This window comes from Candidatus Epulonipiscium sp. (assembly GCA_012519205.1).
GTDB lineage: Bacteria > Bacillota > Clostridia > Lachnospirales > Defluviitaleaceae > JAAYQR01.
This window is the reverse complement of the sequence record JAAYQR010000022.1, coordinates 16022-39460: the sequence shown is the minus strand read 5'-3', so window position 1 is coordinate 39460 and position 23439 is coordinate 16022. Positions and strand designations below refer to the sequence as shown.

At 35.7% G+C, this 23439-nt stretch carries 29 protein-coding genes; 27 read left to right on the top strand and 2 right to left on the bottom strand.

What is annotated here, in order from left to right; genetic code table 11:
- Positions 1–58 precede the first annotated feature (58 nt).
- From GX308_07095 to GX308_07080, 4 genes are all read left to right on the top strand, one after another.
- Positions 59–418: a DUF4914 family protein gene (locus GX308_07095; GenBank protein NLK21838.1), complete on the top strand. Its 360-nt coding sequence runs from the start codon at positions 59–61 to the stop codon at positions 416–418.
- A 55-nt stretch (positions 419–473) separates the two neighbouring features.
- Positions 474–623 carry a hypothetical protein gene (locus GX308_07090; GenBank protein NLK21837.1) on the top strand — a complete coding sequence of 50 codons (150 nt, stop codon included), beginning with the start codon at positions 474–476 and terminating at the stop codon, positions 621–623.
- Positions 620–1501, top strand: coding sequence for an AraC family transcriptional regulator (locus GX308_07085; protein NLK21836.1), 882 nt, complete (start codon positions 620–622; stop codon positions 1499–1501). Before GX308_07090 ends, GX308_07085 begins: the two co-directional genes overlap by 4 nt.
- A gap of 113 nt (positions 1502–1614) precedes the next feature.
- On the top strand, positions 1615–3555 hold the full coding sequence (locus GX308_07080) for a glycoside hydrolase family 127 protein (GenBank protein ID NLK21835.1): 1941 nt from the start codon (positions 1615–1617) through the stop codon (positions 3553–3555).
- Between the two features lie 45 nt (positions 3556–3600).
- Here the strand turns inward: GX308_07080 and GX308_07075 are convergent, their stop codons facing one another.
- Positions 3601–3921, bottom strand: a complete 321-nt coding sequence (locus GX308_07075) for a hypothetical protein (protein ID NLK21834.1) — start codon at positions 3919–3921, stop codon at positions 3601–3603.
- 156 nt (positions 3922–4077) lie between these two features.
- On the bottom strand, positions 4078–4446 hold the full coding sequence (locus GX308_07070) for a hypothetical protein (GenBank protein NLK21833.1): 369 nt from the start codon (positions 4444–4446) through the stop codon (positions 4078–4080).
- A gap of 182 nt (positions 4447–4628) precedes the next feature.
- Between GX308_07070 and GX308_07065 the strand changes: the two genes are divergently transcribed.
- The 23 genes from GX308_07065 to mreB all read left to right on the top strand — a co-directional run bounded on the left by GX308_07065 (position 4629) and on the right by mreB (position 23436).
- Positions 4629–5681: a threonylcarbamoyl-AMP synthase gene (locus GX308_07065; GenBank protein NLK21832.1), complete on the top strand. Its 1053-nt coding sequence runs from the start codon at positions 4629–4631 to the stop codon at positions 5679–5681.
- A gap of 12 nt (positions 5682–5693) precedes the next feature.
- On the top strand, positions 5694–6146 hold the full coding sequence (locus tag GX308_07060; GenBank protein ID NLK21831.1) for a low molecular weight protein arginine phosphatase: 453 nt from the start codon (positions 5694–5696) through the stop codon (positions 6144–6146).
- A gap of 65 nt (positions 6147–6211) precedes the next feature.
- Positions 6212–6640, top strand: coding sequence for a ribose 5-phosphate isomerase B (gene rpiB / locus GX308_07055; GenBank protein ID NLK21830.1), 429 nt, complete (start codon positions 6212–6214; stop codon positions 6638–6640).
- A 17-nt stretch (positions 6641–6657) separates the two neighbouring features.
- On the top strand, positions 6658–7287 hold the full coding sequence (gene upp, locus GX308_07050; protein NLK21829.1) for a uracil phosphoribosyltransferase: 630 nt from the start codon (positions 6658–6660) through the stop codon (positions 7285–7287).
- Between the two features lie 15 nt (positions 7288–7302).
- The gene (locus GX308_07045) at positions 7303–7740 is read left to right on the top strand and encodes a cytidine deaminase (protein NLK21828.1); all 438 of its coding nucleotides are present in this window, start codon (positions 7303–7305) and stop codon (positions 7738–7740) included.
- Between the two features lie 224 nt (positions 7741–7964).
- Positions 7965–9032 carry an undecaprenyl/decaprenyl-phosphate alpha-N-acetylglucosaminyl 1-phosphate transferase gene (locus GX308_07040; GenBank protein ID NLK21827.1) on the top strand — a complete coding sequence of 356 codons (1068 nt, stop codon included), beginning with the start codon at positions 7965–7967 and terminating at the stop codon, positions 9030–9032.
- Between the two features lie 134 nt (positions 9033–9166).
- Positions 9167–10309, top strand: a complete 1143-nt coding sequence (gene wecB / locus GX308_07035) for a UDP-N-acetylglucosamine 2-epimerase (non-hydrolyzing) (protein ID NLK21826.1) — start codon at positions 9167–9169, stop codon at positions 10307–10309.
- Positions 10310–10448: 139 nt separating this feature from the next.
- Entirely contained in the window at positions 10449–10682 is a 234-nt protein-coding gene (locus GX308_07030) for an AtpZ/AtpI family protein (GenBank protein ID NLK21825.1), read from the top strand.
- 4 nt (positions 10683–10686) lie between these two features.
- Positions 10687–11040 carry an ATP synthase subunit I gene (locus GX308_07025; protein ID NLK21824.1) on the top strand — a complete coding sequence of 118 codons (354 nt, stop codon included), beginning with the start codon at positions 10687–10689 and terminating at the stop codon, positions 11038–11040.
- Between the two features lie 149 nt (positions 11041–11189).
- On the top strand, positions 11190–11810 hold the full coding sequence (gene atpB, locus GX308_07020) for a F0F1 ATP synthase subunit A (GenBank protein ID NLK21823.1): 621 nt from the start codon (positions 11190–11192) through the stop codon (positions 11808–11810).
- An 89-nt stretch (positions 11811–11899) separates the two neighbouring features.
- Entirely contained in the window at positions 11900–12184 is a 285-nt protein-coding gene (gene atpE, locus GX308_07015; GenBank protein ID NLK21822.1) for an ATP synthase F0 subunit C, read from the top strand.
- A 73-nt stretch (positions 12185–12257) separates the two neighbouring features.
- Positions 12258–12788 (top strand): F0F1 ATP synthase subunit B, encoded by a 531-nt coding sequence (gene atpF, locus GX308_07010; GenBank protein NLK21821.1) that lies wholly within the window; start codon positions 12258–12260, stop codon positions 12786–12788.
- Positions 12776–13321: a F0F1 ATP synthase subunit delta gene (locus tag GX308_07005; protein NLK21820.1), complete on the top strand. Its 546-nt coding sequence runs from the start codon at positions 12776–12778 to the stop codon at positions 13319–13321. Before atpF ends, GX308_07005 begins: the two co-directional genes overlap by 13 nt.
- Positions 13322–13340: 19 nt before the next feature.
- Complete coding sequence (locus GX308_07000; protein ID NLK21819.1) at positions 13341–14852, top strand: F0F1 ATP synthase subunit alpha; 1512 nt, start codon at positions 13341–13343, stop codon at positions 14850–14852.
- 12 nt (positions 14853–14864) lie between these two features.
- Complete coding sequence (atpG, locus tag GX308_06995; protein NLK21818.1) at positions 14865–15725, top strand: ATP synthase F1 subunit gamma; 861 nt, start codon at positions 14865–14867, stop codon at positions 15723–15725.
- A gap of 31 nt (positions 15726–15756) precedes the next feature.
- Positions 15757–17154, top strand: a complete 1398-nt coding sequence (atpD, locus tag GX308_06990) for a F0F1 ATP synthase subunit beta (GenBank protein NLK21817.1) — start codon at positions 15757–15759, stop codon at positions 17152–17154.
- A 102-nt stretch (positions 17155–17256) separates the two neighbouring features.
- Positions 17257–17661 carry a F0F1 ATP synthase subunit epsilon gene (locus GX308_06985; GenBank protein ID NLK21816.1) on the top strand — a complete coding sequence of 135 codons (405 nt, stop codon included), beginning with the start codon at positions 17257–17259 and terminating at the stop codon, positions 17659–17661.
- A gap of 115 nt (positions 17662–17776) precedes the next feature.
- A complete protein-coding gene (locus GX308_06980; GenBank protein NLK21815.1) occupies positions 17777–18523 on the top strand; it encodes a hypothetical protein in 747 nt (248 codons plus the stop codon).
- A 12-nt stretch (positions 18524–18535) separates the two neighbouring features.
- Complete coding sequence (gene murA / locus GX308_06975; protein NLK21814.1) at positions 18536–19759, top strand: UDP-N-acetylglucosamine 1-carboxyvinyltransferase; 1224 nt, start codon at positions 18536–18538, stop codon at positions 19757–19759.
- A 226-nt stretch (positions 19760–19985) separates the two neighbouring features.
- Positions 19986–20987: a stage II sporulation protein D gene (gene spoIID, locus GX308_06970; GenBank protein NLK21813.1), complete on the top strand. Its 1002-nt coding sequence runs from the start codon at positions 19986–19988 to the stop codon at positions 20985–20987.
- Between the two features lie 42 nt (positions 20988–21029).
- On the top strand, positions 21030–21875 hold the full coding sequence (locus GX308_06965; GenBank protein NLK21812.1) for a M23 family metallopeptidase: 846 nt from the start codon (positions 21030–21032) through the stop codon (positions 21873–21875).
- A gap of 77 nt (positions 21876–21952) precedes the next feature.
- Entirely contained in the window at positions 21953–22279 is a 327-nt protein-coding gene (gene spoIIID, locus GX308_06960) for a sporulation transcriptional regulator SpoIIID (GenBank protein ID NLK21811.1), read from the top strand.
- Between the two features lie 149 nt (positions 22280–22428).
- The gene (gene mreB, locus GX308_06955; protein NLK21810.1) at positions 22429–23436 is read left to right on the top strand and encodes a rod shape-determining protein MreB; all 1008 of its coding nucleotides are present in this window, start codon (positions 22429–22431) and stop codon (positions 23434–23436) included.
- The last annotated feature ends 3 nt before the right edge of the window (positions 23437–23439 follow it).

The following is a 23439-nucleotide window of genomic DNA, read 5'->3' as shown; positions in this document are numbered from 1 at the left end:
TATGAATCGGTATTGGCATTTTTATATATAATAACTAAAACATCAAGGAGGAAGTGTAATGGGACAAGATATCAAAGAAACATTTATTTTATCAAAAGAAGTACAAGGTATTCTAGAGAAAGTAAAGAGTATTACAATCCCAAAGGATAGAGAACATTTACTTTCTTTAGCTTTAGGAGAGCAAGATGCAGATTTATTTCAGGTTGCCTATGATGTGGTAGGCAAGGGGAAAATTATAGAAGCGACTGTGGTAAAATGTAAAAATGGTGCGGCAGCAAATTACGAAGATATTTATATGAGAAGAAGGGATTCTAACTCCATGGTAATTGGAGATACTAGGGAAACGGATAAGGAAACCTACTCTAAAAGGTATGGTAAAGATTTAGCGAGCTTAGAGAAGCGGCTTTCACCTGGTTAGAAGAACAAAGTCTAATAGTTATGTCCTTTATGATGGGGCTCCCAATGCAACAGCATTGATATGGGAACACATTGAAGATGAGCCAGGGAAAACTTGCCCTAATCCTAGGGTGATAATGCCAAGAAATCTCGTTCCTAATGTAATCCCTGACTCGGTGAAAATAGATTATAATAAAAACTATTTAAAAGTGAAGGTGTCATTATGAAATTTCTTATATATGGATTATCAAAGCCTCTAAGATACATATCCTCTGGAAAGTTTATAACTAATGGAGATTGGAAACATTCAAAACGTAATATTGACAGCTTTGTTTTAATTATTGGACTAAGGGGGAGCTTATATATTGAACAGGGGGGACAAAGGTATGAAGTAAAAGCCGGGGATGTCTTGTTGCTAACACCTCACGCATATCATCAGGGCTTTAAAGAATCAGGAGAAGAAACTTCATACTACTGGTGTCATTTTTATTGTGAGGGCCGCTACGAGATTGCAGAAGAATACGATTTGTTTTATGGAGACAGAGCACTATTTTTTAATACTCAAAGGGAGTTAGTCATCCTACCGATTTATTGTGAATATGAGAATACAGATTATTTCAAGATCCTATTTAGGCAGCTTATTCATAATGGAAGCAGTAACCAATATACAAAGCACATTACAGATTATATATTGACTACCCTAACGATTATGATTACCGAAAATACCATTATTAAATATAGAAAGGATAGTTACTCAAAAAATAGATTAGTTGAGGTTGCCGAATGGATTCGGGTTCATTACAACCAAAAGATATCAATCAAAGAAATAGCAGAACAGTTTGACTACAATACTTCGTACCTATCAAGAAGATTTAAAGAGCAAATGGGGGTGGGCCCTAAGGAATACCTGCTTTTGCTTCGCCTCACAAAGGCTAAGGAATTACTAACCAATACGAATCTAAGTATCAAAGAAATTTCCTATAATGTAGGGTTTGAAGACGATAAATATTTTATGAAGTTGTTTAGGAAAAAGGAGAGTATTTCCCCTACCCAATATAGATATAATTTTTCCTATACTCACCTTAATAGTGATAAGAATTTATAAGGTAAAAAAAGTACACCTATTATACGTATTTGTATACTGCTTTTGAAGATTCTATATAGTATCATTAGAGCATGAAGACTATCAGATTAACCAAAAAGATGGAGGTTAGTAGAATGATAAAGCCAATTGATTTAAAACAAATCACTATCAATGAAGGTTTTTGGAAAGAAAAGATTGAATTAATAAAGGATAAGGTAATACCCTATCAATGGAAGGCCCTAAATGACTTGCTAGAAGATACAGAACCCAGTCATAGTATTGATAACTTTAAGATTGCAGCAGGAATTATGGAAGGTGAATATCATGGTATGGTATTCCAAGATAGTGACTTATATAAATGGCTAGAAGCTGTAGCTTATGTCCTAAATATATATAAAGATTCAGAATTAGAAAGTAAAGCAGACGAAATGATAGAATTAATTGGGAAAGCCCAGCTTCCAGATGGATACCTCAATACCTATTTTACAGTTAAAGAACCAGATAAAAAATGGACAAATCTAAAGGATTGGCACGAACTTTATTGTGCAGGGCATTTCATAGAAGCGGTAGTGGCATACTATCAGGCTACTGGAAAATCAAGGGGAATTGAGATTGCATCTAGATTAATCCATCACATAGAATCTATTTTTGGCCCCGAAGAAGATAAGATGAAGGGTTATCCAGGGCATGAGGAAATAGAATATGCCCTTATTCGCCTCTATAGAATTACAAAAGATGAAAAAGCGCTAAAGTTGGCTAAGTATTTCATTGAAGAAAGAGGAAAAGAGCCTAAATACTTTAAAAATGAAGCTCAAAAAAGAGACGATATAATAGACTTTTGGGAGCGTGCCAACAAAGACTATGCCTACTATCAAGCTCATAAAGAAGTTAAAAATCAAGAAGTGGCTGTAGGCCATGCAGTTAGGGCAGTATACTTCTATACCTCAGTAGCCGCCCTAGCAGCAGAAACAGGAGACCGTTTTTGGTATGAAGTGAGCGAGAGACTATGGGAAAATATAACCAATAAGCAGATGTATATCACGGCAGGTATAGGATCTAGTGAGTATGGCGAGGCATTTACCATAGACTATGATTTACCTAACGATTTATCCTATACGGAAACCTGTGCTTCCATAGGACTTGCCTTTTGGGCATCCGAAATGCTAAACTACACTATCGATAGCAAATACGCAGATGTTATAGAAAGGGCCATATACAATGGAACCATCAGTGGAATGTCCTTAGACGGCACTAGGTTTTTCTATGTTAACCCTCTAGAAGTATGGCCTAGGGCAGTAGAAAATAGACATGATCTGCGACATGTAAAGCCAGAGCGTCAAAAATGGTACGGATGTGCCTGTTGTCCTCCTAACATTGCCCGCATGACAGCATCTGTTGGCAGATTTATGTATTCTTCCATCGAGGAAAAAAATAAAATATACATTCATCAATTTGCCTCATCAGAAGCAGAAATAAATCTAAGCTGTGGCGATGTAAAACTAAATCAAAAAACTAACTATCCTTGGGATGGAGATATAGAGATAGATGTTAACCTCGGAAAAGCTTTGACTTTCTCAATATATCTACGTATGCCTTCCTGGTGTAAAAATAAAGAAATATACATTAATAACAAAAAGATTGATGAAAGTGAAGTACTCCTTAGGAATGGGTATGTAGTTCTCAACAGGCTTTGGAACAATGGGGACAAAATACAATACAACCTAGAAATGAAAATACAAAGGGTTCACTCTAACCCTAAAATATGGAGGAATGCAGGGAAAATTGCTCTGCAAAGAGGACCTATAGTGTACTGCCTAGAAGAAGTTGATAATGGATCTGAACTTACCGATATAGCTATACCAAAGAATGAAAAGCTAAGAGGTGAATATAACCCTGATTTACTCGGGGGAGTTTATGTAATCAAGGGAACTGCAAAGAGAAGCAAAATAAAAACCGATGATTTATATTTTGGAGGGGAAAATGAATTAATAAATACCCCTATTATAGCAATACCTTATTACGCCTGGGTTAATAGAACACCAGGGGAAATGCTAATATGGATTAGAGAAATGTAAAAAATAAAAAGCCTTGATGAATTTATCAAGGCTTTTTACTATGCGTTAAAGGGTGTTATGTGAAAATGAAGCAATCATATATACAGGAATGTTAGTGATAGAACCTGTATTATATATTCCGCTATATCCTCCGTAACCCCCGTAACCACCGCAGGCATTTCCTAGGGGACAAGCAGGGGCAGGACCTTGGCCTGTCACTAAAGTAACGAAGTAGGGATTTACCCCTATTAAAACTCCCGTAAATCCAGAGCCTGATTGGCCTCCGCTAGTAGTAAAAATAGTAACGGTTTCGCCTATAAATCGACTTAATTGACCTAGTATTCCACCATATCCATACCCATAGCCGTATCCATAACCAAAGGGCATAAAATTGCCTCCTTCCATAATGTGTTAGGATTTCTAATCCTGTTACATATTATGACATTTAGAGTGAAATGTTACTTATTACAAGGCTGTATAATTACTTTAAAATATATTTTATTATGTAAGGGCGAACTTTGTTCGCCCGTAAATTTTATGGGGTTATATGGCATTATGAACAAAGGAAACAATAGCATCGATAGGAATATCTGTAACAGAGCCAACAGTATAAACGGGATAACCATTCCACCCGCCGGCAGAAATAGCACCATATCCCCCTCCATAGCTACCACCATAACCACTATAACCATACCCAGGATTAAATCCCGTGCAGGCATTTCCAAGAGCACATCCAGGGGGAGGACCAACACGAGTAAGAAGGCGTATAAAAGAGTTATTTACACAAAGGACAACTCCAGTGAAACCAGAACCGGACTGACCGCCGCTAGCTGTAAAAAGAGTGACAGTTTCACCAATATAATCTGCTAAAAGAGTTGCAAGGTTTCTGCCGCTAATATTACATTTTGACATACAGTAACCTCCTTTCATTATATAAAGTCCTACTATAATATATGGAAGGTTCTATTAAAAAGTTCCGAAACCAACGTCTTATATATTTTTTATAAATAAAAACGCGTTATAAAAAGGGATTGAATTCTATGGTATAATAGGGGTAAAATAAAAGCGAAAAGTATTATAAAGGAAGCGAAAATATGGACACCATAATTAGAATGATAGACCCAAACAATATTGATTTAGAAATTATTAAAGAAAGTGCAAATATTATAAAATCCGGAGGTTTAGTTGCTTTTCCTACAGAAACCGTTTACGGATTAGGTGCTAATGCCCTTAATGAAAAAAGCATTAAAAAGATATTTTCTGCTAAGGGGAGGCCCTCTGATAACCCCCTTATTGTGCATATTTCCTCTATAAAGGAATTATCTTTATTAGTTTGTGCCATTCCCGATAATGCTCGGATTTTGGTGGAAAAATTTTGGCCAGGGCCCTTAACCCTTGTCTTTCCAAAGTCGGAAGCAATCCCAGAGGCGATTACAGGGGGGCTTTCAACTGTTGCCATAAGATTTCCCCGAAATGAAATAGCAAGGAGATTAATTGAATATTCAGGGGTTCCTATTGCTGCACCTTCTGCTAATACTTCAGGAAAACCTAGCCCGACTAGGGCTTCACATGTTATAGAGGATTTAGATGGTAAGGTTGATATGATTTTAGATGGGGGTAGTGTAGAAGTAGGACTTGAATCGACGGTAGTGGATATCAGCGGGGAAATCCCTATGGTTCTAAGACCGGGTGGTATTACCATAGAGATGTTAAAAGAAGTAATGGGGAATATATCAGTAGATCCTGCGATTCTTTCCCAAAAGAGTCTATCCTCCATCCCAAAATCTCCAGGAATGAAATATAAGCATTATGCCCCTAAGGCTAAGGTTACCATAGTAGAGGGAGAAATCCATAAGGTAATAGATACCATTAATAATCTCACGAGGGAAAAACGAAGACAAGACCTAAAAATTGGTGTAATGGCAACAAAGCAGACAAGGGATTTATACAATGCAGATTGCATAATTTCCGTTGGGGACAGGGAGAATCCAAAAACAATTGCTTCAAATCTATTTAATAGCCTAAGAGATTTTGATGAGGCAGGAATGGATATAGTTTTTTCTGAGAGCTTTTCCTATGATGAAATAGGATTTGCGATTATGAATAGATTAGAAAAAGCAGCTGCTTATGACATACTTAAGGTATAAAGGAGAGTCATAATGAAAAAGATAATATTTGTATGCACGGGGAATACTTGCAGGAGCCCTATGGCAGAGGCACTAGCAAAAAAAATAATACAAGAATCCCCTCTTAATATAGAAGTAATTTCAAGGGGGATTTCAGTTTATTTCCCATCAAGTGCTAGCAATTATGCTCATGTAGCGATGAAGGAATATGATATTGATTTAAAGGATCATAAATCAAAGGGTTTGGAATCCAAAGACATGGAAAATGCGGATTTGATATTAACTATGACACAGGGACATAAACATTACTTACTACTTAACTTTCCCGAATACGGGAAAAAAATATATACCATAAAAGAATTTACAAATGAAAATGGGGATATAGAGGACCCTTTTGGTGGGAATTTGGATAGCTATAAGAATTGCGCAGCTAACTTAAATAGGGTGATTAAAAAAGCAATAAAAACCATAAGTAGAACTATGTAAAATTAGGGTTTGCCATAGCTTTTAGAAAGTGATATATTAGAAAAGGAAAAATGGAGGGACTAGATATGCTAGCAATAGGAAGTGACCATGGAGGGTATGAACTAAAACAAGAGATAATAAGATATTTGGAGGAAAAAAACATCAGTTATAAAGATGTAGGATGTTACAGTGCAGAGGCCTGTGATTATTCAGAGTTTGGTAAGAGTGTGGCTAATCTTATTATAGAGGGAATTTGTGAAAAGGGAATAATTATTTGCGGCACCGGAATAGGAATTTCTATTGCAGCCAATAAGGTAAAGGGGATTCGTGCTGCCTTATGTCATGACTGTTTTTCTGCCCAAGCGGCAAGGGAACATAATAATGCCAATATATTGGCTATGGGAGCAAGGGTTATAGGTCCTGGTCATGCCCTTAAAGTTATAGAAACATTTTTAGGAACAGAATTTTCCAATGAAGAGAGACATATTCGCCGTATAGGACAGATAGAAGGATAAAAAAGAGGAGGATTATTATGGCGCAAGTAATCGTAATGGAACATCCACTTATTCAACACAAGGTATCCATGCTTAGATGCAAAGAAACTGGGTCAAAGGAATTTAGGGAATTGGTAGAAGAAATAGCTATGCTTATGTGCTATGAGGCTACAAGAGATTTGCCACTGGAAGAAATAACCGTGGAAACCCCTGTAGCAAAGGCAAAGGCAAAGGCATTAGCTGGTAAAAAGTTGGGTATTGTCCCTATACTCCGTGCAGGGCTTGGGATGGTAGATGGCATGCTTAATTTGATTCCGGCAGCTAAGGTTGGACATGTCGGACTATATAGAGATCCAGAAACTCTCGAGCCTGTGGAATACTACTGCAAATTACCTTATGATGCGCCAGAAAGAGATATCTATGTATTAGACCCCATGTTAGCCACAGGAGGTTCTGCTTCTGCCACTATAAAATTTATAAAGGAAAAAGGTGTAGAAAGAATTAGATTCTTATGCCTTATTGCAGCACCAGAAGGGGTTAAAAGATTAAAAGAAGATCATCCCGATGTAGATATTTATGTGGCAGCTTTAGATGAAAGGTTAAATGAGCATGGATATATTATTCCAGGTCTAGGAGATGCAGGAGACCGTCTATTTGGGACTAAGTAATCTAGGGGGATGTTTATGAGGCCGGGATGGGACGAGTACTTTATGGAGATTGTGGATTTAGTAAAAAAAAGGTCGACTTGTCTTAGAAGACAGGTAGGTGCATTAATTGTTAAGGAAAGAAGAATTTTATCAACCGGTTATAATGGGGCTCCTACAGGATGTTCTCATTGTGAAGAAATAGGATGCCTGAGGGAAAAATTAAATATCCCTTCAGGACAAAGACATGAATTGTGCAGAGCTCTTCATGCAGAACAAAATGCTATTGTTCAGGCAGCTATGCATGGAGTATCTGTCCTAGGGGGAACTTTATATGTAACCCATCAACCTTGCGTCATGTGTGCTAAAATGGCTATAAATGCAGGAATTAAGAGAATAGTGTTTAGAGGGGATTATCCCGATGAATTATCTATGGAACTTTTAAAAGAAGCAGGTATTGATATTGTTTCCTTCTAAATTCTAAAAACCGATACTAATGACAGTATCGGTTTTTTAATAATTTTAAATAATTGTAATATGAATTTAATTTGACAACTATTACAGATGAATATAGAATATACATGGTCCACATTATAATTTTAGATTGATTTTTACATAATGTGTTATATATAGCTTAATCTTTATAGTGTGAAATTTATAAAATAGGAAAAAATAAATATAGTTACAACTATTAAGGAGAGATGAAAGTGTTCCAAGGAATAGCTGTTCAAGAAACTTTTTTAATATATATAATAGCATTTATTTCAGCTTTTTTAATCAGTCTATTTACTACCCCATTAAGTAAAATTATTGCCTTTAAGGTTGGAGCGGTAGATTTGCCGAAGGCTAGGGGAATGCATAATAAACCCATGCCTAGAATGGGTGGCATAGCTATTTTTCTTGGATTTATAATTACGGTTTTTCTTCTTACTCCTATGGTTAAAGCCTTTGAATGGAAACAAATATCGGGACTTTTAGTTGGAAGCTTCATAATATTTTTATTAGGTTTCTTTGATGATATTTATAATCTAAATGCAAAGCTTAAATTATTCGTACAGATTATAGCGGCCCTTGTAGTTATATATTCTGATATTAGAATTGAGTTTGTTACTTGGCCCTTTGTAGAAAGTAATACTCTTTTCTTAGAAAAAATTAGTATACCTATTACTTTATTTTGGATTGTAGGGATTACTAATGCTGTTAATCTTATAGATGGATTAGATGGATTAGCTGCAGGAATATCTTCTATAGCAGCAATATGCCTTATGATTTTATCTATATTATCGCCAAATCCAATAGGTCCTGTAGCAGCAGTGATGACTGCGGCTCTTGCAGGTTCCTGCATAGGTTTTTTGCCCTATAATTTTAATCCTGCAAAAATATTTATGGGAGATACGGGCTCTACATTTTTAGGATTTATATTAGCAGTTACATCAGTACAGGGATTTATCAAGGGATATACAGCAGTTACGATTACAATTTCAGTTTTAATATTGGCACTGCCAATATTTGATACTACCTTTGCAATATTTAGAAGAATTATTAATAGACAACCTATTATGCAGGCAGATAGAGGACATCTCCATCACCGTCTTGTAGATAAAGGATATTCCCAAAAAAGAGCGGTCATCACTCTTTACGGAATTAGTGGGGGATTTGGGATAATAGGTATTTTAATAGCCCATAGGGATACACAGGTTGCCCTAGGAGTATTTATAGCTATGGCAGCAGCTTTATATATGATTACAAAAACAAAAAAAGAAGTTTAAAAAATGACATACTATGGTATGTCATTTTTGCTTTTAAACTTTACATAAATTAAGAAGTATCTATCTCCTTGCGCAACTAAAAAATATATGGTTAAATAGTAGTAATTATTAATCATGAAGGGTTGGATATACTAATGTCAATAAAGGTAATGAGTGTTTTTGGGACGAGACCTGAAGCTATAAAAATGGCACCCGTAGTAAAAGAATTAGAAAAAGCAGATGGGATAAAAAGTATTGTATGCGTGACAGCACAACATAGAGAAATGTTAGACCAGGTATTAGATATTTTCAAGTTAGAACCTGATTACGATTTGGATATTATGAAATCGAGGCAGAGCCTTATGGATATAACAATTCGTGCCTTAGAGCGTTTGGATGATACGATGAAAAAAGTGTCACCGGATATAGTTTTAGTTCATGGTGATACTAGCACAACTTTTGTAGGAGCCTTAGCTGCATTTTACAACAAAATAAGAGTGGGCCATGTTGAGGCAGGATTAAGAACATATGATAAGTATCAGCCATTTCCAGAGGAAATGAATAGAAAGCTTACAACTTCCCTAGCTGATCTTCATTTTGCACCTACCGCCCTAGCTAAGAGCCATCTACTAAAAGAAGATATTCCAAAAGAGCAAATTTTTGTTACAGGAAATACGGTTATAGATGCATTAAAGACTACCATAGAGGAAGACTATACCTTTGGAGTAGAACTTTTAAATAATATAGACTATGCTAAAAAGCGAGTAATTACAATGACAGCCCATAGAAGGGAAAACTTAGGGGAACCCCTAAGAAATATCTGTAAGGCTGTATACAAATTGGTAGAAACCTTCGAAGATATAGAGGTTGTTTATGCTGTACATAAAAATCCTGCTGTTAGGGAAGTCGCTTATGAAATTTTAGGAAATCATCCAAGAATCCATTTAATAGATCCCTTAGATATGAAGGATATGCACAATTTAATGAATTTATCCTATCTTGTAATGACTGATTCAGGAGGATTACAAGAGGAAGTGCCTTCTATGAAAAAACCAGTATTAGTCCTTAGAAATGTAACAGAAAGACCGGAAGGGATAGAAGCGGGAACCTTAAAATTGGCAGGAACTAACGAAGATAAAATATTTGACATGGCATATACATTGCTTACCAATAAAAAAGAATACAATAAGATGACAAGTGTTCAAAATCCATTTGGGGATGGTAATGCATCTACAAGGATTGTAGAGGCAATACTTTATTCATTTGAAATGAAGAAGGAAAGACCCAAAGACTTTTAAAATACTAGGAAGACCTTGTTATAGACACTATAAAAATAAAGGTGTATAATTATGAAATACTATTGAAAACCAATCAGTATCTTAATTTAACTATTATATTTAGGGTTGGTTTTCTTAAATAACTATATGGGTGGATTTTATGAACAAAAACAGAGACTTTTTAGCTGCTCTTTCCTTGATATCTCAAATTGGTATGGTGATGGCATTACCGATAATAGGATGTATTATATTAGGAAATTATTTAGACATTAAGTTTAATACAGGAATATTTTTTCTGATTGTATTTACTATTTTAGGAGTGGGGGCGGCATTCCGTAATTTATTCGTCATTACATCAAAAGTACATAAAAACGGAAAAAATAGAAAGGATTAATAAAATGAAGCGGCTCATTCTTCAGATACTGGGTATTGGCATTATCGTTGGGGTTATAGGCCTCTTCTTTGTAGATGAACCGTTACCCTGGATAAAAGGCCTTGCCTTTGGGATTATATTTAGTATTTTAAGATTAAGGCTTATGGATATCTCTGTAAAAAGGTCCGTGAGGATGGCACCACAAAAAGCACGAAATTATGCCATCGCTCAATACATGATTAGATATGTGTTAACTGCAATAATATTAATGATTGCTGTCTTAGAACCTAGCATTAGTTTTCTAGGCGTAGTTAGTGGCCTTCTTACGTTAAAAGCTTCTACCTATTTAATGATTATAGGTGAAAAAAAGAAAAATTAGAGTGATAATAATTTTATAGGTAATACTACATATTATTATGGAATTTTTTCAGATAAAGGGGTGTGGTAAATTTGGAAACCTTAGATTTTGCTAACAAATACGTCATTCCAATCAATATAGGTAACGAAGAATTTTATATTACACAAAGTATGATAAGTACATGGATAGTTATGGCAGTTCTTATTATTCTTGCACTAGTTATTCGTTATTCTCTTAAGAATTTTGAAACCATACCTAAGGGATTTCAAAATGGGATAGAAGCATTTGTTGAGATATTCGATTCATTTACTTCAACTACTATGGGAGAACATAATAAAAGATTTGCCTCTTTTTATGGAAGCATGTTTTTATTTATATTGTTTTCTAATTTATGGGGACTGCTTGGATTTAGACCTCCCACATCAGATTATGCCACCACTGCAGTAATGGCATTAACAACCTTTACCATGGTTCAATTTTACGGGATTAAGACTCAGGGCATAAAAAGGTATCTAAAAGGATTTTTAGAACCCATGCCATTTCTTCTTCCCTTAAATATCATCGGTGAGTTGGCAAATCCGATATCCTTGAGCTTCCGTTTATTTGGTAATATAGCTGGAGGACTTGTTATTATGGGTCTTATATATGCCGCATTGCCAGGAATATTTAAAATAGGTATCCCAGCAGTTTTACATATATATTTTGATATATTTGCAGGGGTTTTGCAGGCATTTATTTTTGTCATGTTAAGCATGATTTTTGTATCTGGCTCTATTGCGACTGAGGAGTAGAAATTCTGCTATTTTCTTTAAGAATTTAGCATTATTAAATATAGTATTTATTATAATTATTTTGTCTAATATCAAAGGAGGAATTTATAATGGGTCAAATTGATGGAAGTGCTTTAATTTTAGCATGTTCGGCAGTAGGTGCAGGACTTGCAATGATTGCAGGGATTGGACCTGGTATAGGTCAAGGGTATGCAGCGGGTAAGGCAGCAGAAGCTGTAGGTCGTCAACCAGAAGCTCAAGGAGATATTACAAGGACTCTTCTTTTAGGTGATGCGGTAGCTGAGTCTACAGGTATTTACGGATTAGTTGTTGCTATGATTTTACTATTTGCTAATCCGCTGATTACTAAATACTTATCAATACTAGCAGGGTAATACTGAAGGGGATTACCCCTTCAATTATTTTAATTATGCTTGTTTTGTAAGATGGAGAAAGGAGGATTTTCTCTTGGGTGGTAATTTAGGTGGAAGTTTTCTTGAATTTGGTAAACAATTTTTATTTTCTGCAGGGGGGCAGCTGATTAATACGCTTATTTTGTTTTTTATACTTAGTAAGCTCCTATTTAAGCCACTAAGTGATTTCATGGAAAAGCGTACAGAAAGAATAAAGGAACAAGTAGAAAACGCCAAGGCAGAAGAAGAAAAAGCATTAAAATTAAAAGTTGAATATGAAACTAAATTAAAAGAAATTCAACAAGAAGCAGATAATATTTTAAAAGAAGCAAGACAAAAGGCTCTCCAAAAGGAAACCGGTATTTTAGAAGAAGCAAGAAAAGAATCTGAAATCATAAGGAATAGAGCCCTAATAGAAATAGAAAGAGAAAAAGCTAAAGTTAAAGATGAAGTAAGAAAGCAAATTATAGAAGTATCTTCATTGATGGCAGGGAAATTTGTTGCATCTTCCATAGATGATATAAAACATAGGGATTTAGTTGAAGAGGCAATTTCTAAGATGGGGGATGTGTCATGGCACAGTTAATTTCAAAAAGATACTCTAAGGCATTATTTGATTTGGCAATAGAAAAAAATGCCGTTGATGAATTTGAAAATCAGATACATAACCTGTATCAGATTCTAAATTCTGAAAAGGAATTTATGCAGGTATTACAACATCCTCATATATTAAATGAGGAAAAGATAAGGCTTGTTAAAGAAGTATTTTTATCGAAAATATCTGATGAAATTATGGGACTTTTAATATTGATTATACGGAAAAATAGGCAAGAGCACCTTCTAGAAATACTAAATGCATTCCTAGAAAATATAAAAGAACATAAAGGAATTGTAACCGCAGTAGTATTTTCGGCTATTCCTTTAGATAATGAACAAATAAATAAAATCAAGCAAAAATTAGTAATGGGATTAAAAAAACAGGTACAAATCGAAACCATAGTTGATTCATCACTTATTGGAGGATTGAAAATTCGGGTTGGCGACAGGGTTTTAGATGTAAGTATTGAAGGAAAACTTCATTCGTTAAAAGCCAGTCTATATGATTTGCAACTCGTGTAAGAAGGGGTGTAAGGAAAAAATGAATCTTAGACCAGAAGAGATAAGTGCTGTTATAAAAAAGCAAATTAAAAATTATAAGACCCAGCTAGAAGTTGCCGATGTGGGAACCGTTATGCAGGTTGGGGATGGAATTGTTAGAATTCATGGATTAGAAAAGGCCATAGCAGGAGAGCTTTTAGAATTTCCTGGCGGAGTATATGGAATGGTATTAAACCTTGAGGAAGATAATATAGGAGCAGTACTTCTTGGTTCCGATGAAGGGATAAAAGAAGGTGATACAGTAAAATCTACTGGCAGAGTAGTTGAGGTTCCTGTAGGGGATAGTCTAATAGGTAGGGTAGTTAATGCCTTAGGACAACCCATTGATGGTAAAGGACCCATTTCATCTACTAAGTATAGGCGGGTAGAAAGAGTAGCACCGGGAGTTATTGAGAGAAAATCAGTAGATACCCCTTTGCAAACAGGTATCAAGGCTATTGACTCCATGGTACCCATAGGTAGGGGACAAAGAGAATTAATTATTGGAGATCGTCAAACAGGGAAAACTGCAATTGTAATTGATACAATAATAAATCAAAAAGAACAAAATGTCCTTTGTATTTATGTTGCTATTGGACAAAAAGCATCCACTATTGCACAGCTTGTTAGGACTCTTGAAAAACATGGTGCTATGGACTATACGACTATTGTTTCATCCACAGCCAGTGAACTGGCACCCCTTCAATATATAGCACCCTATGCAGGGTGTGCAATGGGAGAAGAGTGGATGGAAAAGGGTAAAGATGTTTTGGTTATATATGATGATCTTTCTAAACATGCCGTAGCATATCGTGCGATGTCATTACTTCTTAGGAGGCCACCAGGAAGAGAGGCCTATCCAGGAGATGTCTTTTATCTTCATTCTAGACTTCTTGAAAGGGCTGCCAAACTTTCCGATGAAAATGGAGGGGGCTCTTTAACGGCGCTTCCCATTATAGAAACTCAGGCAGGTGATGTTTCGGCATATATTCCTACGAACGTTATATCTATCACCGATGGGCAAATATATCTAGAAACAGAATTATTTAATGCAGGGGTTCGCCCTGCTATAAACCCAGGATTATCCGTATCCCGTGTTGGAGGAGCAGCCCAAATTAAAGCAATGAAAAAGATTGCAGGGCCAATTCGAGTAGAATTAGCTCAGTATCGTGATTTGGCATCCTTTGCTCAATTCGGCTCGGAACTTGATAAAACTACAAGGGATACTCTAGCTCAAGGAGAGCGAATTATGGAAGTATTAAAACAGCCACAGTATAAACCGATGACTGTAGAACATCAGGTTTTAATTTTATTTGTTGTTACCAGGAAACACCTGATGGATGTTAAAGTATCCTTAATAGGAAGATTTGAAGAGGAGTTCTTAGAATTTATTGAGACTAAGTATTCAGATATTATCGAAGCCATCAAGCAAAGAAAAGAAATTGATGATGAATTAGAGAAGAAGATAGATGGGGCAGTTAAAGAATTCAAAACCATATTTAAAAATGATTAGCAAAGGGGTGTCATAGTGGCCTCCATACGAGATATAAGAAGACGGATCAAAAGTGTTGATAGCACCAGCCAAATAACAAAGGCAATGAAATTAGTAGCTACAGCTAAGATGCAAAAGGCTAGAAGAAACTTAGAAGAAACAAGACCGTTTTTTAATAAAATGAAAAGTAGCATTTCCTCTATTGTAAATGGTAGTAAGGGGATTACACACCCCTACCTAAGAGAAAGAGAAGTAAAAAAAACAATGTATATTGTTATGACTTCTGATAGGGGATTAGCTGGGGGATACAATATTAATGTATCTAGACTTGCCCTGCAGCATATGAAGAAAAAGGAAAACCTAGAAGTTATAACGGTCGGAAGAAGGGCAAGGGACTACTTTAGTAGGAGAGCATATACTATACATGACTCATACCTAGGGATTTCAGAAGAACCTAAGTATTTCCACGCAGCAAGAATAGGGGAAATCGTATTAGAATTATACAAAAAACAGGAAATAGATGAAGTCTATTTGGTATATACTGCGTTTAAATCAACTATTAATCAAGAACCTGAAATAATGAAGTTATTGCCTGTGGATATTTCTGATTTTGGGGAAGCACAAAATAAGAGGGCCGCCCTTATGGATTACGAACCTTCCCCGGAGGGAGTATTGGATTATGTTATTCCAAAATATATAAAGAGTGTTATTTTTGGAGCTATGGTTGAATCTGCTGCCAGTGAACAGGGGGCAAGAATGACTGCCATGGATTCAGCAACAGAAAATGCGAAAGATATAATCGAAAGATTAACAGTTCAATACAATAGAGCCCGTCAAGCAGAAATAACACAAGAGATAACAGAAATAGTAGGTGGTTCGGAGGCTTTAAAATAAAGGTGGTAAATGAATGAAGGAGTGAAAATCCATGGCAGATGCAAATATAGGGAAAATCGTACAGATTATAGGACCTGTACTGGATATCAAGTTTTCCCCCGAGCATCTTCCTGCCCTTAATAATGCCATAACGATTAAAAGGCAGGATGGTGAAAAAATAACTGTAGAAGTAGCTCAACATTTAGGGGATGATATAGTAAGATGTGTTTCTATGGCTTCTACAGATGGCTTAATGCGGGGAATCGAAGCCTTAGATACAGGAAGACCGATTCAAGTTCCCGTAGGTAAAAAAACCCTTGGGAGAATGTTTAATGTGGTTGGAGAAGCAATCGATAATAAACCAGCTCCAGAAACCGAAGAATTGTGGTCAATTCATAGATCAGCTCCGGATTTTGAGGAACAATCGACAGAGATTGAAATCCTCGAAACAGGGATAAAGGTAGTAGATTTATTATGCCCTTATTCCAAGGGAGGGAAAATTGGACTTTTTGGTGGAGCAGGGGTAGGTAAAACAGTCCTTATCCAAGAACTTATCAGAAATATTGCAACAGAGCATGGAGGTTTTTCTGTATTTACAGGAGTAGGGGAAAGAACTAGGGAAGGAAATGACCTCTATTACGAAATGAAAGATTCAGGAGTATTGGATAAGACCACCATGGTATTTGGACAGATGAATGAGCCCCCAGGGGCAAGGATGAGGGTAGGACTTACAGGACTTACCATGGCAGAGTACTTTAGAGATAAAAGTGGTCAGGATGTACTTTTATTTATAGATAATATATTCCGTTTTATTCAAGCAGGTTCCGAAGTGTCGGCGCTATTAGGACGTATGCCTAGTGCTGTGGGATACCAACCCACATTGGCAACGGAAGTAGGTGCTCTTCAAGAGAGAATTACTTCAACAAAAAAAGGTTCAATTACATCGGTTCAAGCGGTATATGTACCTGCCGATGACTTAACAGACCCGGCACCGGCAACGACCTTTGCTCACTTAGATGCAACAACAGTGCTTTCTAGAGCTATAGTTGAGCTTGGTATTTATCCGGCAGTGGACCCCCTTGACTCAACTTCAAGAATACTCGACCCTTCTATTGTAGGGAGAGAGCATTATGAGGTAGCCAGGGGAGTACAAGAAATACTTCAAAGGTATAAAGAACTACAAGACATAATAGCAATGCTCGGAATGGACGAATTATCCGAAGAAGACAAAATAATAGTAAGCCGTGCAAGAAAAATACAACGCTTCTTATCCCAACCCTTCTTTGTAGCAGAAACATTTACAGGGATGGAAGGAAGGTACGTTCCGCTATCGGAAACCATAAGAGGATTTAGGGAAATATTAGATGGAAGATATGATGAACTTCCAGAAAGTTCATTCCACATGGTTGGAACCATTGATGATGCCGTAGAAAAAGCTAAAACCTTATAATTATATTCCTATGGTCATCCTGGGTGCAGCGAAGGATCTTACCCCAACATTGCAACTGTTTTACAACTTATTTAATGCCGCAAGTCGTAGGGTGGTGAATAAATGGCAAAAAAAATTAAGCTCCAAATTATAACACCGGATAAAAGATTTTTTGATGATGAAGTGGATATGGCAATTTTCAGGACGATTCAGGGAGATATAGGGGTATTGCCTAACCACACCCCCTTAACCACTATTGTTTCTATTGGAACAATTAGAATTAAACAAGAAGAAAAAGAAAAGAAAGCATCTCTAATAGGAGGCTTTGCAGAGATTCAACCGGATAGAATTACAATTCTTGCCGATGCAGCAGAGTGGCCCCAAGAAATAGATAAGTCAAGGGCAGAAGCCTCAAAACATAGAGCCGAAGAAAGGTTAGCTTCTAAAACTTCCAATATTAACATAGCAAGGGCGGAAAGTGCTTTAAAAAGAGCATTAGTAAGACTTGAATTGAGTAAATATAATTAGGGCGCATTTATTGCGCCCATTTAATTTACTTTATTTTAGTAAATCTTTTCAAAAATGAATAAATTTTTCCTACCTGTTCATACTTTAAATAAATCATAGGGTGGGAGGAATGAAAATGAAAAAAAAGGCTATCATTTTTTTATCTATTTTAGTAATTGTTTATAGTGTAGCTTTTTTACAAATGGGAAACAATAAAAATGGAGAAGAAACTTTCATAGCAGCTTTTCTTAATTCAGAATTCGAAACAATACAAATCAATTTAAATAGTTGGGGACTTTTGAACCAGTCATTTTCTAGTATAGAAGAGATGAAGTATATGGCAGAAACGATAACTGATTCCTTGGGAATATATGATACAACTATAACAGATGAAAAAGATAGTGATATATTTAAAGAAATAACGATGACTAAGGCATCTAAGAACGCAAAGACCACAGTTAAACTAGAATCCATTAAATACGAAAAAGAAAATACTACAAATACCTATATAATAGTTGATATTACTTTATATGGTCAATATGAAAGTATACCTTATTTAAAACAAAGTATCGATAAGATATTTGAGGAAAATGATATTAAGCCCACAACCAATATTACTCTTACAGGTAATAAAGATGGTAAACTAACAAAAGAAAAAAAACAAACTATTGCTCTAGATATATTAAAAAACTTAGGGGCAAAAATAGAAGAAACATATGAAACAGACGAGATTTATAGTGTTTATGGCTATACTAAACTAATAGATGATTGGCTAATTTCCAATGATAAAAAAATTAATATAAATTGTGCATTCCGGTATAGTGATTATGAAAAAAAGACCTATGTTTATTTAGCAACTCCTGTGATTATAGTAGACTACTAGAAAGGAAAGAGCATATTGGCAAAATTTATTATTCAAAAAAGTCCATCCCTAAGAGGAAATGTTAAAATAAGTGGATCCAAAAATTCTGTACTGCCTATATTAGCAGCTTCACTTCTTGCAGAGGGTAAGAGTAAAGTCGGAGACGTTCCATTCTTAAAAGATGTAGTTATCATGCAGCAATTGCTCCAATATCTAGGGGCAAATATTAAATGGAGTAAAACGAAGTCTGAAATAGAGATTAATAGTGACAATATTATTGAACATGAGGCTCCCTACGATTTAGTAAGTCAAATGAGAGCATCGTTTTTGGTAATGGGACCCCTCCTTGCTAGAGTAGGAAAAGCTAAAATCCCCCTTCCAGGAGGTTGTGCTATAGGAAGCAGACCTGTAGATCTCCATCTAAAAGGATTTGCTGCTTTAGGTGCAGAGATATCTCAACAAAATGGATATGTTGAAGCTTATGCTAAAAAATTAACAGGAGCTAAAATTTATCTGGATTTTCCTAGTGTAGGTGCTACAGAAAACATTATGATGTCGGCAGTATTTGCAGAAGGCACAACTATAATAGAAAATGCAGCAGTAGAACCTGAGATAGTCGATCTTGCAAATTACTTAAATGCCATGGGAGCAGATATAAGAGGTGCAGGCACGGATTCCATCAAAATAAATGGAGTTAATAAACTTACGGGAACAAATCACTGTGTCATACCCGATAGGATTGAAGCAGGAACTTTTATGATTGCAGCTGCTATTACAAGAGGAAACATATTTATCGAAAATATAGTAAGTGATCATCTAAAACCCATCATTGCAAAACTTAAGGAATGTAATATAGATATATATGAAACAGATAAAGGAATAAGGGTATGTGGTGAAAAAGATATAAGGGCCGCAGACGTTAAGACACTTCCTTATCCAGGATTTCCGACAGATATGCAGGCACCTTTTATGAGTTTATTAAGCGTAGCCGAGGGAACAAGCATGGTTATAGAAACAGTTTTTGAAAATAGATTCATGCATGTTGGAGAATTAAAAAGAATGGGTGCACAGATTAAGATAGAAAGTAGAAGTGCCATAATAGACGGGGTTAACAAGCTTACAGGAACCCAAGTTAAGGCCACTGATTTGAGGGCTGGAGCATCCTTAATACTATGTGCCTTGGCTGCCGATGAAACGACAGAAATCAGTGATATCTATCATGTAGAACGTGGGTATTCCGAGATGGAAAAAAACTAAAAGCTCTAGGTGCAAATATAGAAAAAGTAAAATAACCTACAGAAAAGACAAATTTCTGTGGGTTATTTATTGTAATGGGATTACTTTTTAATACATATAAATATAAAAGACATATCACATAAGAATGTTTGTTACTCTAAATGTGGTAAAGGATTTGATTTTCTAATAGATATTCATTTTATGTCATTCTCAAATTAATTGACGCCAAATTCACAGGGGGGATAATTTGAAAAAGTTTGGAGGGCTTTTTTTGATGGTTTTTTTGGCAATAATAGGGATACCTGCCTTTATTACATCCATAGTGGGTGAAAATAAAATAAATCAGCCGATGGTAAAAAGTAAAATGGATGATATCAATGAAAACAAAATGATTATCAGGGTATTAGATGAAAAGACTGGTAAAACTAATAATATTGAATTTGAAGATTACATAAAAGGCGTATTAGCCGCAGAAATGCCTGCATTATTTGAAATAGAAGCCCTAAAAGCCCAGGCAGTAGCTGCAAGGACCTATGCAGTTAAAAAAATGGATAAAAATAAGGATAATGTGGCAGATATATCAACAGAACCTTCTAAAGGACAGGCATATTTAAGTATCGACGAATTAAAAGAAAAGTGGGGAGAAAATTTTTATACATATTATGAGAAAATAACAAGGGCAGTAGAAGATACCAAGGGGCAAGTTATGTTTTATGAGGAAGAGCCCATCGAAGCAGTTTTTCATTCTACCAGTGCAGGGATGACCCAAAGTGCTAAGGATGTATGGCAAGCAGATGTTCCATACCTTCAAAGTGTGGAAAGTGATGGGGATAAGCAGGCTCCAGCCTTTGAAGAGGAGAAAAAAATTAAAAAAGAGGATGTAATTGAAATCCTCCTAACAAGGTATCCCGATATTATTATTCAAGACCTTGTGGGGCAAATTCAAATTGTAGAAAGAAGCAGTGGAGGATATATCAAATATATTCAAATCGGAAATAAGATATTAACCGGAGAGGAAGCAAGAGAAATATTTAAACTTAAATCTAGCGCCTTTATTCTTAAAGAAGAAGGAGAAAATATTATATTTGCAACCAAGGGGTATGGTCACGGGGCAGGAATGAGTCAATATGGTGCTAATTATATGGCTAAAGAAGGAAGGACTTATAAAGAAATTCTAAACCATTATTATAATGGGATTATAATTAAAGAAATAAAGGATTACGATGAAAATATTTTGAATGATGAATAGGTTAAATTACCTTCGGTTATACTATTAACGGAGGTGGATACAATGAAAAATAATAAATTTTGGATGTATCTAAATAAGAAGAGTTATTATGGCATTTTATTCTTATGTATTCTAACGATAATCGGAACAACCTCAGTTATGACTAAAAATAATAAAAAGGTTTTAGACAAGTTAAACGAAGAAAATTCTATTGATTTAAACGAGGAGTTTGGAGACTATGATTTGGAGGATGTAGGTACGATTAATGCCTATCAGAATGATTTGGAAATTACAGAGGAGGAAGCAGAAGGCGCGGGAGTTGCAATAGTAGAAGATAATCCTACTGATGAAGAGCAAGGGACGGTTACAGTGGTATCTAATAAGTCAGCTCAAGAAAATAAAGAAGAGGTAAAGCATTCCCAAGGAGAAGAAGTTATAGCTAAAGTTGAAGTCCCTGAACCAGATGAAGAAGCTCAGGAAACCTTTTCATTTAGTGAAGCAACCAACATATTATGGCCAGTATCGGGTGAAATTGTAATGGATTATAGTTCTGATAAATTGGTTTATGATAAAACTTTAGAAGAATATAAAGTTCATCCTGCTGTTTGTATTGCGCCTTCTGAAGAATCAAAAGTAAAGGCAGTGGCAAAAGGAAAAGTGGAAGTGATTAAAAAAGATCCAGAAACAGGTATTACAGTAGTTATCAATCACGGAAACGGCTGGAGAACTATCTATGGTCAATTGCAGAAAGATGTTTCCGTACAACAAGATCAGATTGTAGAAGAGGGACAAGTTATAGGGGAAATTGGTTCTCCTACAAAATACTCTGTTTTACTAGGTCAACATGTGTATTTTCAGGTGATGAAAGACGGAAAACCAGTTAATCCAAAAGAATTATTAAGTGAATAAAATTAAATACTAAAATCATAAAGTGACCTTCCTTAACATATATATTAAACAAGAGTTGTGTTAAGGGGGGCCATCTTTTGAAAGGGTATATTGAAGAAAGAGCCATAGAAGTAGCGAAGTATATCATAGGTTCTAATGCTACTGTAAGAGAAACAGCAAAGAAGTTCGGAATTAGTAAAAGTACCGTTCATAAAGATGTTACGGAACGATTGGAAAAAATAAATCCTAAACTAGCCATACAGGCAAGAAAGGTTTTGGAATTTAATAAAGCAGAAAGACACCTTAGAGGTGGTTTGGCAACCAAAGAAAAATATTTGGGAATAACAGAAAAAACAAAAAAAGAATTGGATAAAATAAAAAGGCGCTTTGGCGCCTTTTTATTTTATCGATATAATTTTACATAATTTTTATGTGAAAACCCTTTGAATAATTTAACTAAGTTATATATAATAGAAATAAAAGGCATATAGCGGCAAAAAATGGGAAAGAATTTCTTATAATGGAATAAGCATTATATGTCGATAACATAATAGAGAGAAAAAGGAGAATGAGCATGTTTGGAACAGATATAGGTATAGACCTTGGAACGGCAAGTGTTCTTGTATATATAAAAGGACAAGGCATAGTATTACAAGAACCAGCAGTTGTAGCCATCGATAATAATAATAAGACCATCTTAGCAGTTGGAGAAGAAGCAAGAAGGATGCTAGGACGAACACCTGGCAATATCGTAGCCATTAGACCTTTAAGACAAGGGGTAATTTCTGATTATGATGTAACGGAAAAAATGTTAAAATATTTTATCCAAAAAGCCGTAGGGCGAAGACTCCTTTTAAAACCTCGTATTGCAGTATGTGTTCCAAGCGGTGTAACAGAAGTTGAAAGAAGGGCAGTGGAAGATGCAACCAAACAGGCAGGGGCAAGACAAGTATTTGTTATTGAAGAACCTATTGCTGCTGCTATAGGAGCAGGCATAGATATAGGACGGGCTTGTGGAAGTATGATTGTAGATATTGGTGGAGGAACCACTGATATTGCAGTTATTTCCTTAGGAGGTTCCGTTGTTAGTTCTTCATTAAAAATAGCAGGAGATAATTTTGATGAAGCAATTGTACGGTATATGAGGAAGAAACATAATGTCCTAATAGGAGAAAGAACAGCAGAAGACCTTAAGGTAAATGTGGGAACGGCTTATGAAAGAACTCAGCCTGTTTCCATGGATGTAAGGGGAAGAAATCTAATTACGGGGCTCCCAAAAACAATCAATGTATCCTCAGAAGAAATGTTAGAGGCTCTACAGGAACCTGTTTCTAATATCGTAGAGGCAGTTCATGCAGTATTAGAAAAAACTCCACCGGAATTAGCAGCAGATATTTCAGATAGAGGTATTGTGATGACCGGAGGAGGAGGGCTACTTTATGGTCTTGATAAACTCATAAAAGAAAAGACAGGCATCAATGTAATTATTGCAGAAGAAGCAGTTTCTTGTGTAGCTATAGGGACAGGTCGCTATGTAGAATTTATGTCAGGTAATAAAAAACAGGAAGAATACATTAGATAGGGG

What these genes read in the sequence shown, in the direction of transcription:
- GX308_07070 (NLK21833.1), bottom strand. Translation starts at nt 4,446, where the DNA reads ATGTCAAAATGTAATATTAGCGGCAGAAACCTTGCAACTCTTTTAGCA.
- GX308_07075 (NLK21834.1), bottom strand. Translation starts at nt 3,921, where the DNA reads ATGCCCTTTGGTTATGGATACGGCTATGGGTATGGATATGGTGGAATA.
- GX308_07025 (NLK21824.1), top strand. Translation starts at nt 10,687, where the DNA reads ATGAAGCGGCTCATTCTTCAGATACTGGGTATTGGCATTATCGTTGGG.
- mreB (NLK21810.1), top strand. Translation starts at nt 22,429, where the DNA reads ATGTTTGGAACAGATATAGGTATAGACCTTGGAACGGCAAGTGTTCTT.
- atpB (NLK21823.1), top strand. Translation starts at nt 11,190, where the DNA reads ATGATAAGTACATGGATAGTTATGGCAGTTCTTATTATTCTTGCACTA.
- rpiB (NLK21830.1), top strand. Translation starts at nt 6,212, where the DNA reads ATGCTAGCAATAGGAAGTGACCATGGAGGGTATGAACTAAAACAAGAG.
- GX308_07000 (NLK21819.1), top strand. Translation starts at nt 13,341, where the DNA reads ATGAATCTTAGACCAGAAGAGATAAGTGCTGTTATAAAAAAGCAAATT.
- GX308_07080 (NLK21835.1), top strand. Translation starts at nt 1,615, where the DNA reads ATGATAAAGCCAATTGATTTAAAACAAATCACTATCAATGAAGGTTTT.
- atpE (NLK21822.1), top strand. Translation starts at nt 11,900, where the DNA reads ATGGGTCAAATTGATGGAAGTGCTTTAATTTTAGCATGTTCGGCAGTA.
- atpD (NLK21817.1), top strand. Translation starts at nt 15,757, where the DNA reads ATGGCAGATGCAAATATAGGGAAAATCGTACAGATTATAGGACCTGTA.
- GX308_06965 (NLK21812.1), top strand. Translation starts at nt 21,030, where the DNA reads ATGAAAAATAATAAATTTTGGATGTATCTAAATAAGAAGAGTTATTAT.
- GX308_06980 (NLK21815.1), top strand. Translation starts at nt 17,777, where the DNA reads ATGAAAAAAAAGGCTATCATTTTTTTATCTATTTTAGTAATTGTTTAT.
- GX308_07095 (NLK21838.1), top strand. Translation starts at nt 59, where the DNA reads ATGGGACAAGATATCAAAGAAACATTTATTTTATCAAAAGAAGTACAA.
- GX308_07060 (NLK21831.1), top strand. Translation starts at nt 5,694, where the DNA reads ATGAAAAAGATAATATTTGTATGCACGGGGAATACTTGCAGGAGCCCT.
- GX308_07030 (NLK21825.1), top strand. Translation starts at nt 10,449, where the DNA reads ATGAACAAAAACAGAGACTTTTTAGCTGCTCTTTCCTTGATATCTCAA.
- wecB (NLK21826.1), top strand. Translation starts at nt 9,167, where the DNA reads ATGTCAATAAAGGTAATGAGTGTTTTTGGGACGAGACCTGAAGCTATA.
- GX308_07005 (NLK21820.1), top strand. Translation starts at nt 12,776, where the DNA reads ATGGCACAGTTAATTTCAAAAAGATACTCTAAGGCATTATTTGATTTG.
- GX308_06985 (NLK21816.1), top strand. Translation starts at nt 17,257, where the DNA reads ATGGCAAAAAAAATTAAGCTCCAAATTATAACACCGGATAAAAGATTT.
- GX308_07065 (NLK21832.1), top strand. Translation starts at nt 4,629, where the DNA reads ATGGACACCATAATTAGAATGATAGACCCAAACAATATTGATTTAGAA.
- GX308_07040 (NLK21827.1), top strand. Translation starts at nt 7,965, where the DNA reads ATGAAAGTGTTCCAAGGAATAGCTGTTCAAGAAACTTTTTTAATATAT.
- GX308_07045 (NLK21828.1), top strand. Translation starts at nt 7,303, where the DNA reads ATGAGGCCGGGATGGGACGAGTACTTTATGGAGATTGTGGATTTAGTA.
- GX308_07085 (NLK21836.1), top strand. Translation starts at nt 620, where the DNA reads ATGAAATTTCTTATATATGGATTATCAAAGCCTCTAAGATACATATCC.
- upp (NLK21829.1), top strand. Translation starts at nt 6,658, where the DNA reads ATGGCGCAAGTAATCGTAATGGAACATCCACTTATTCAACACAAGGTA.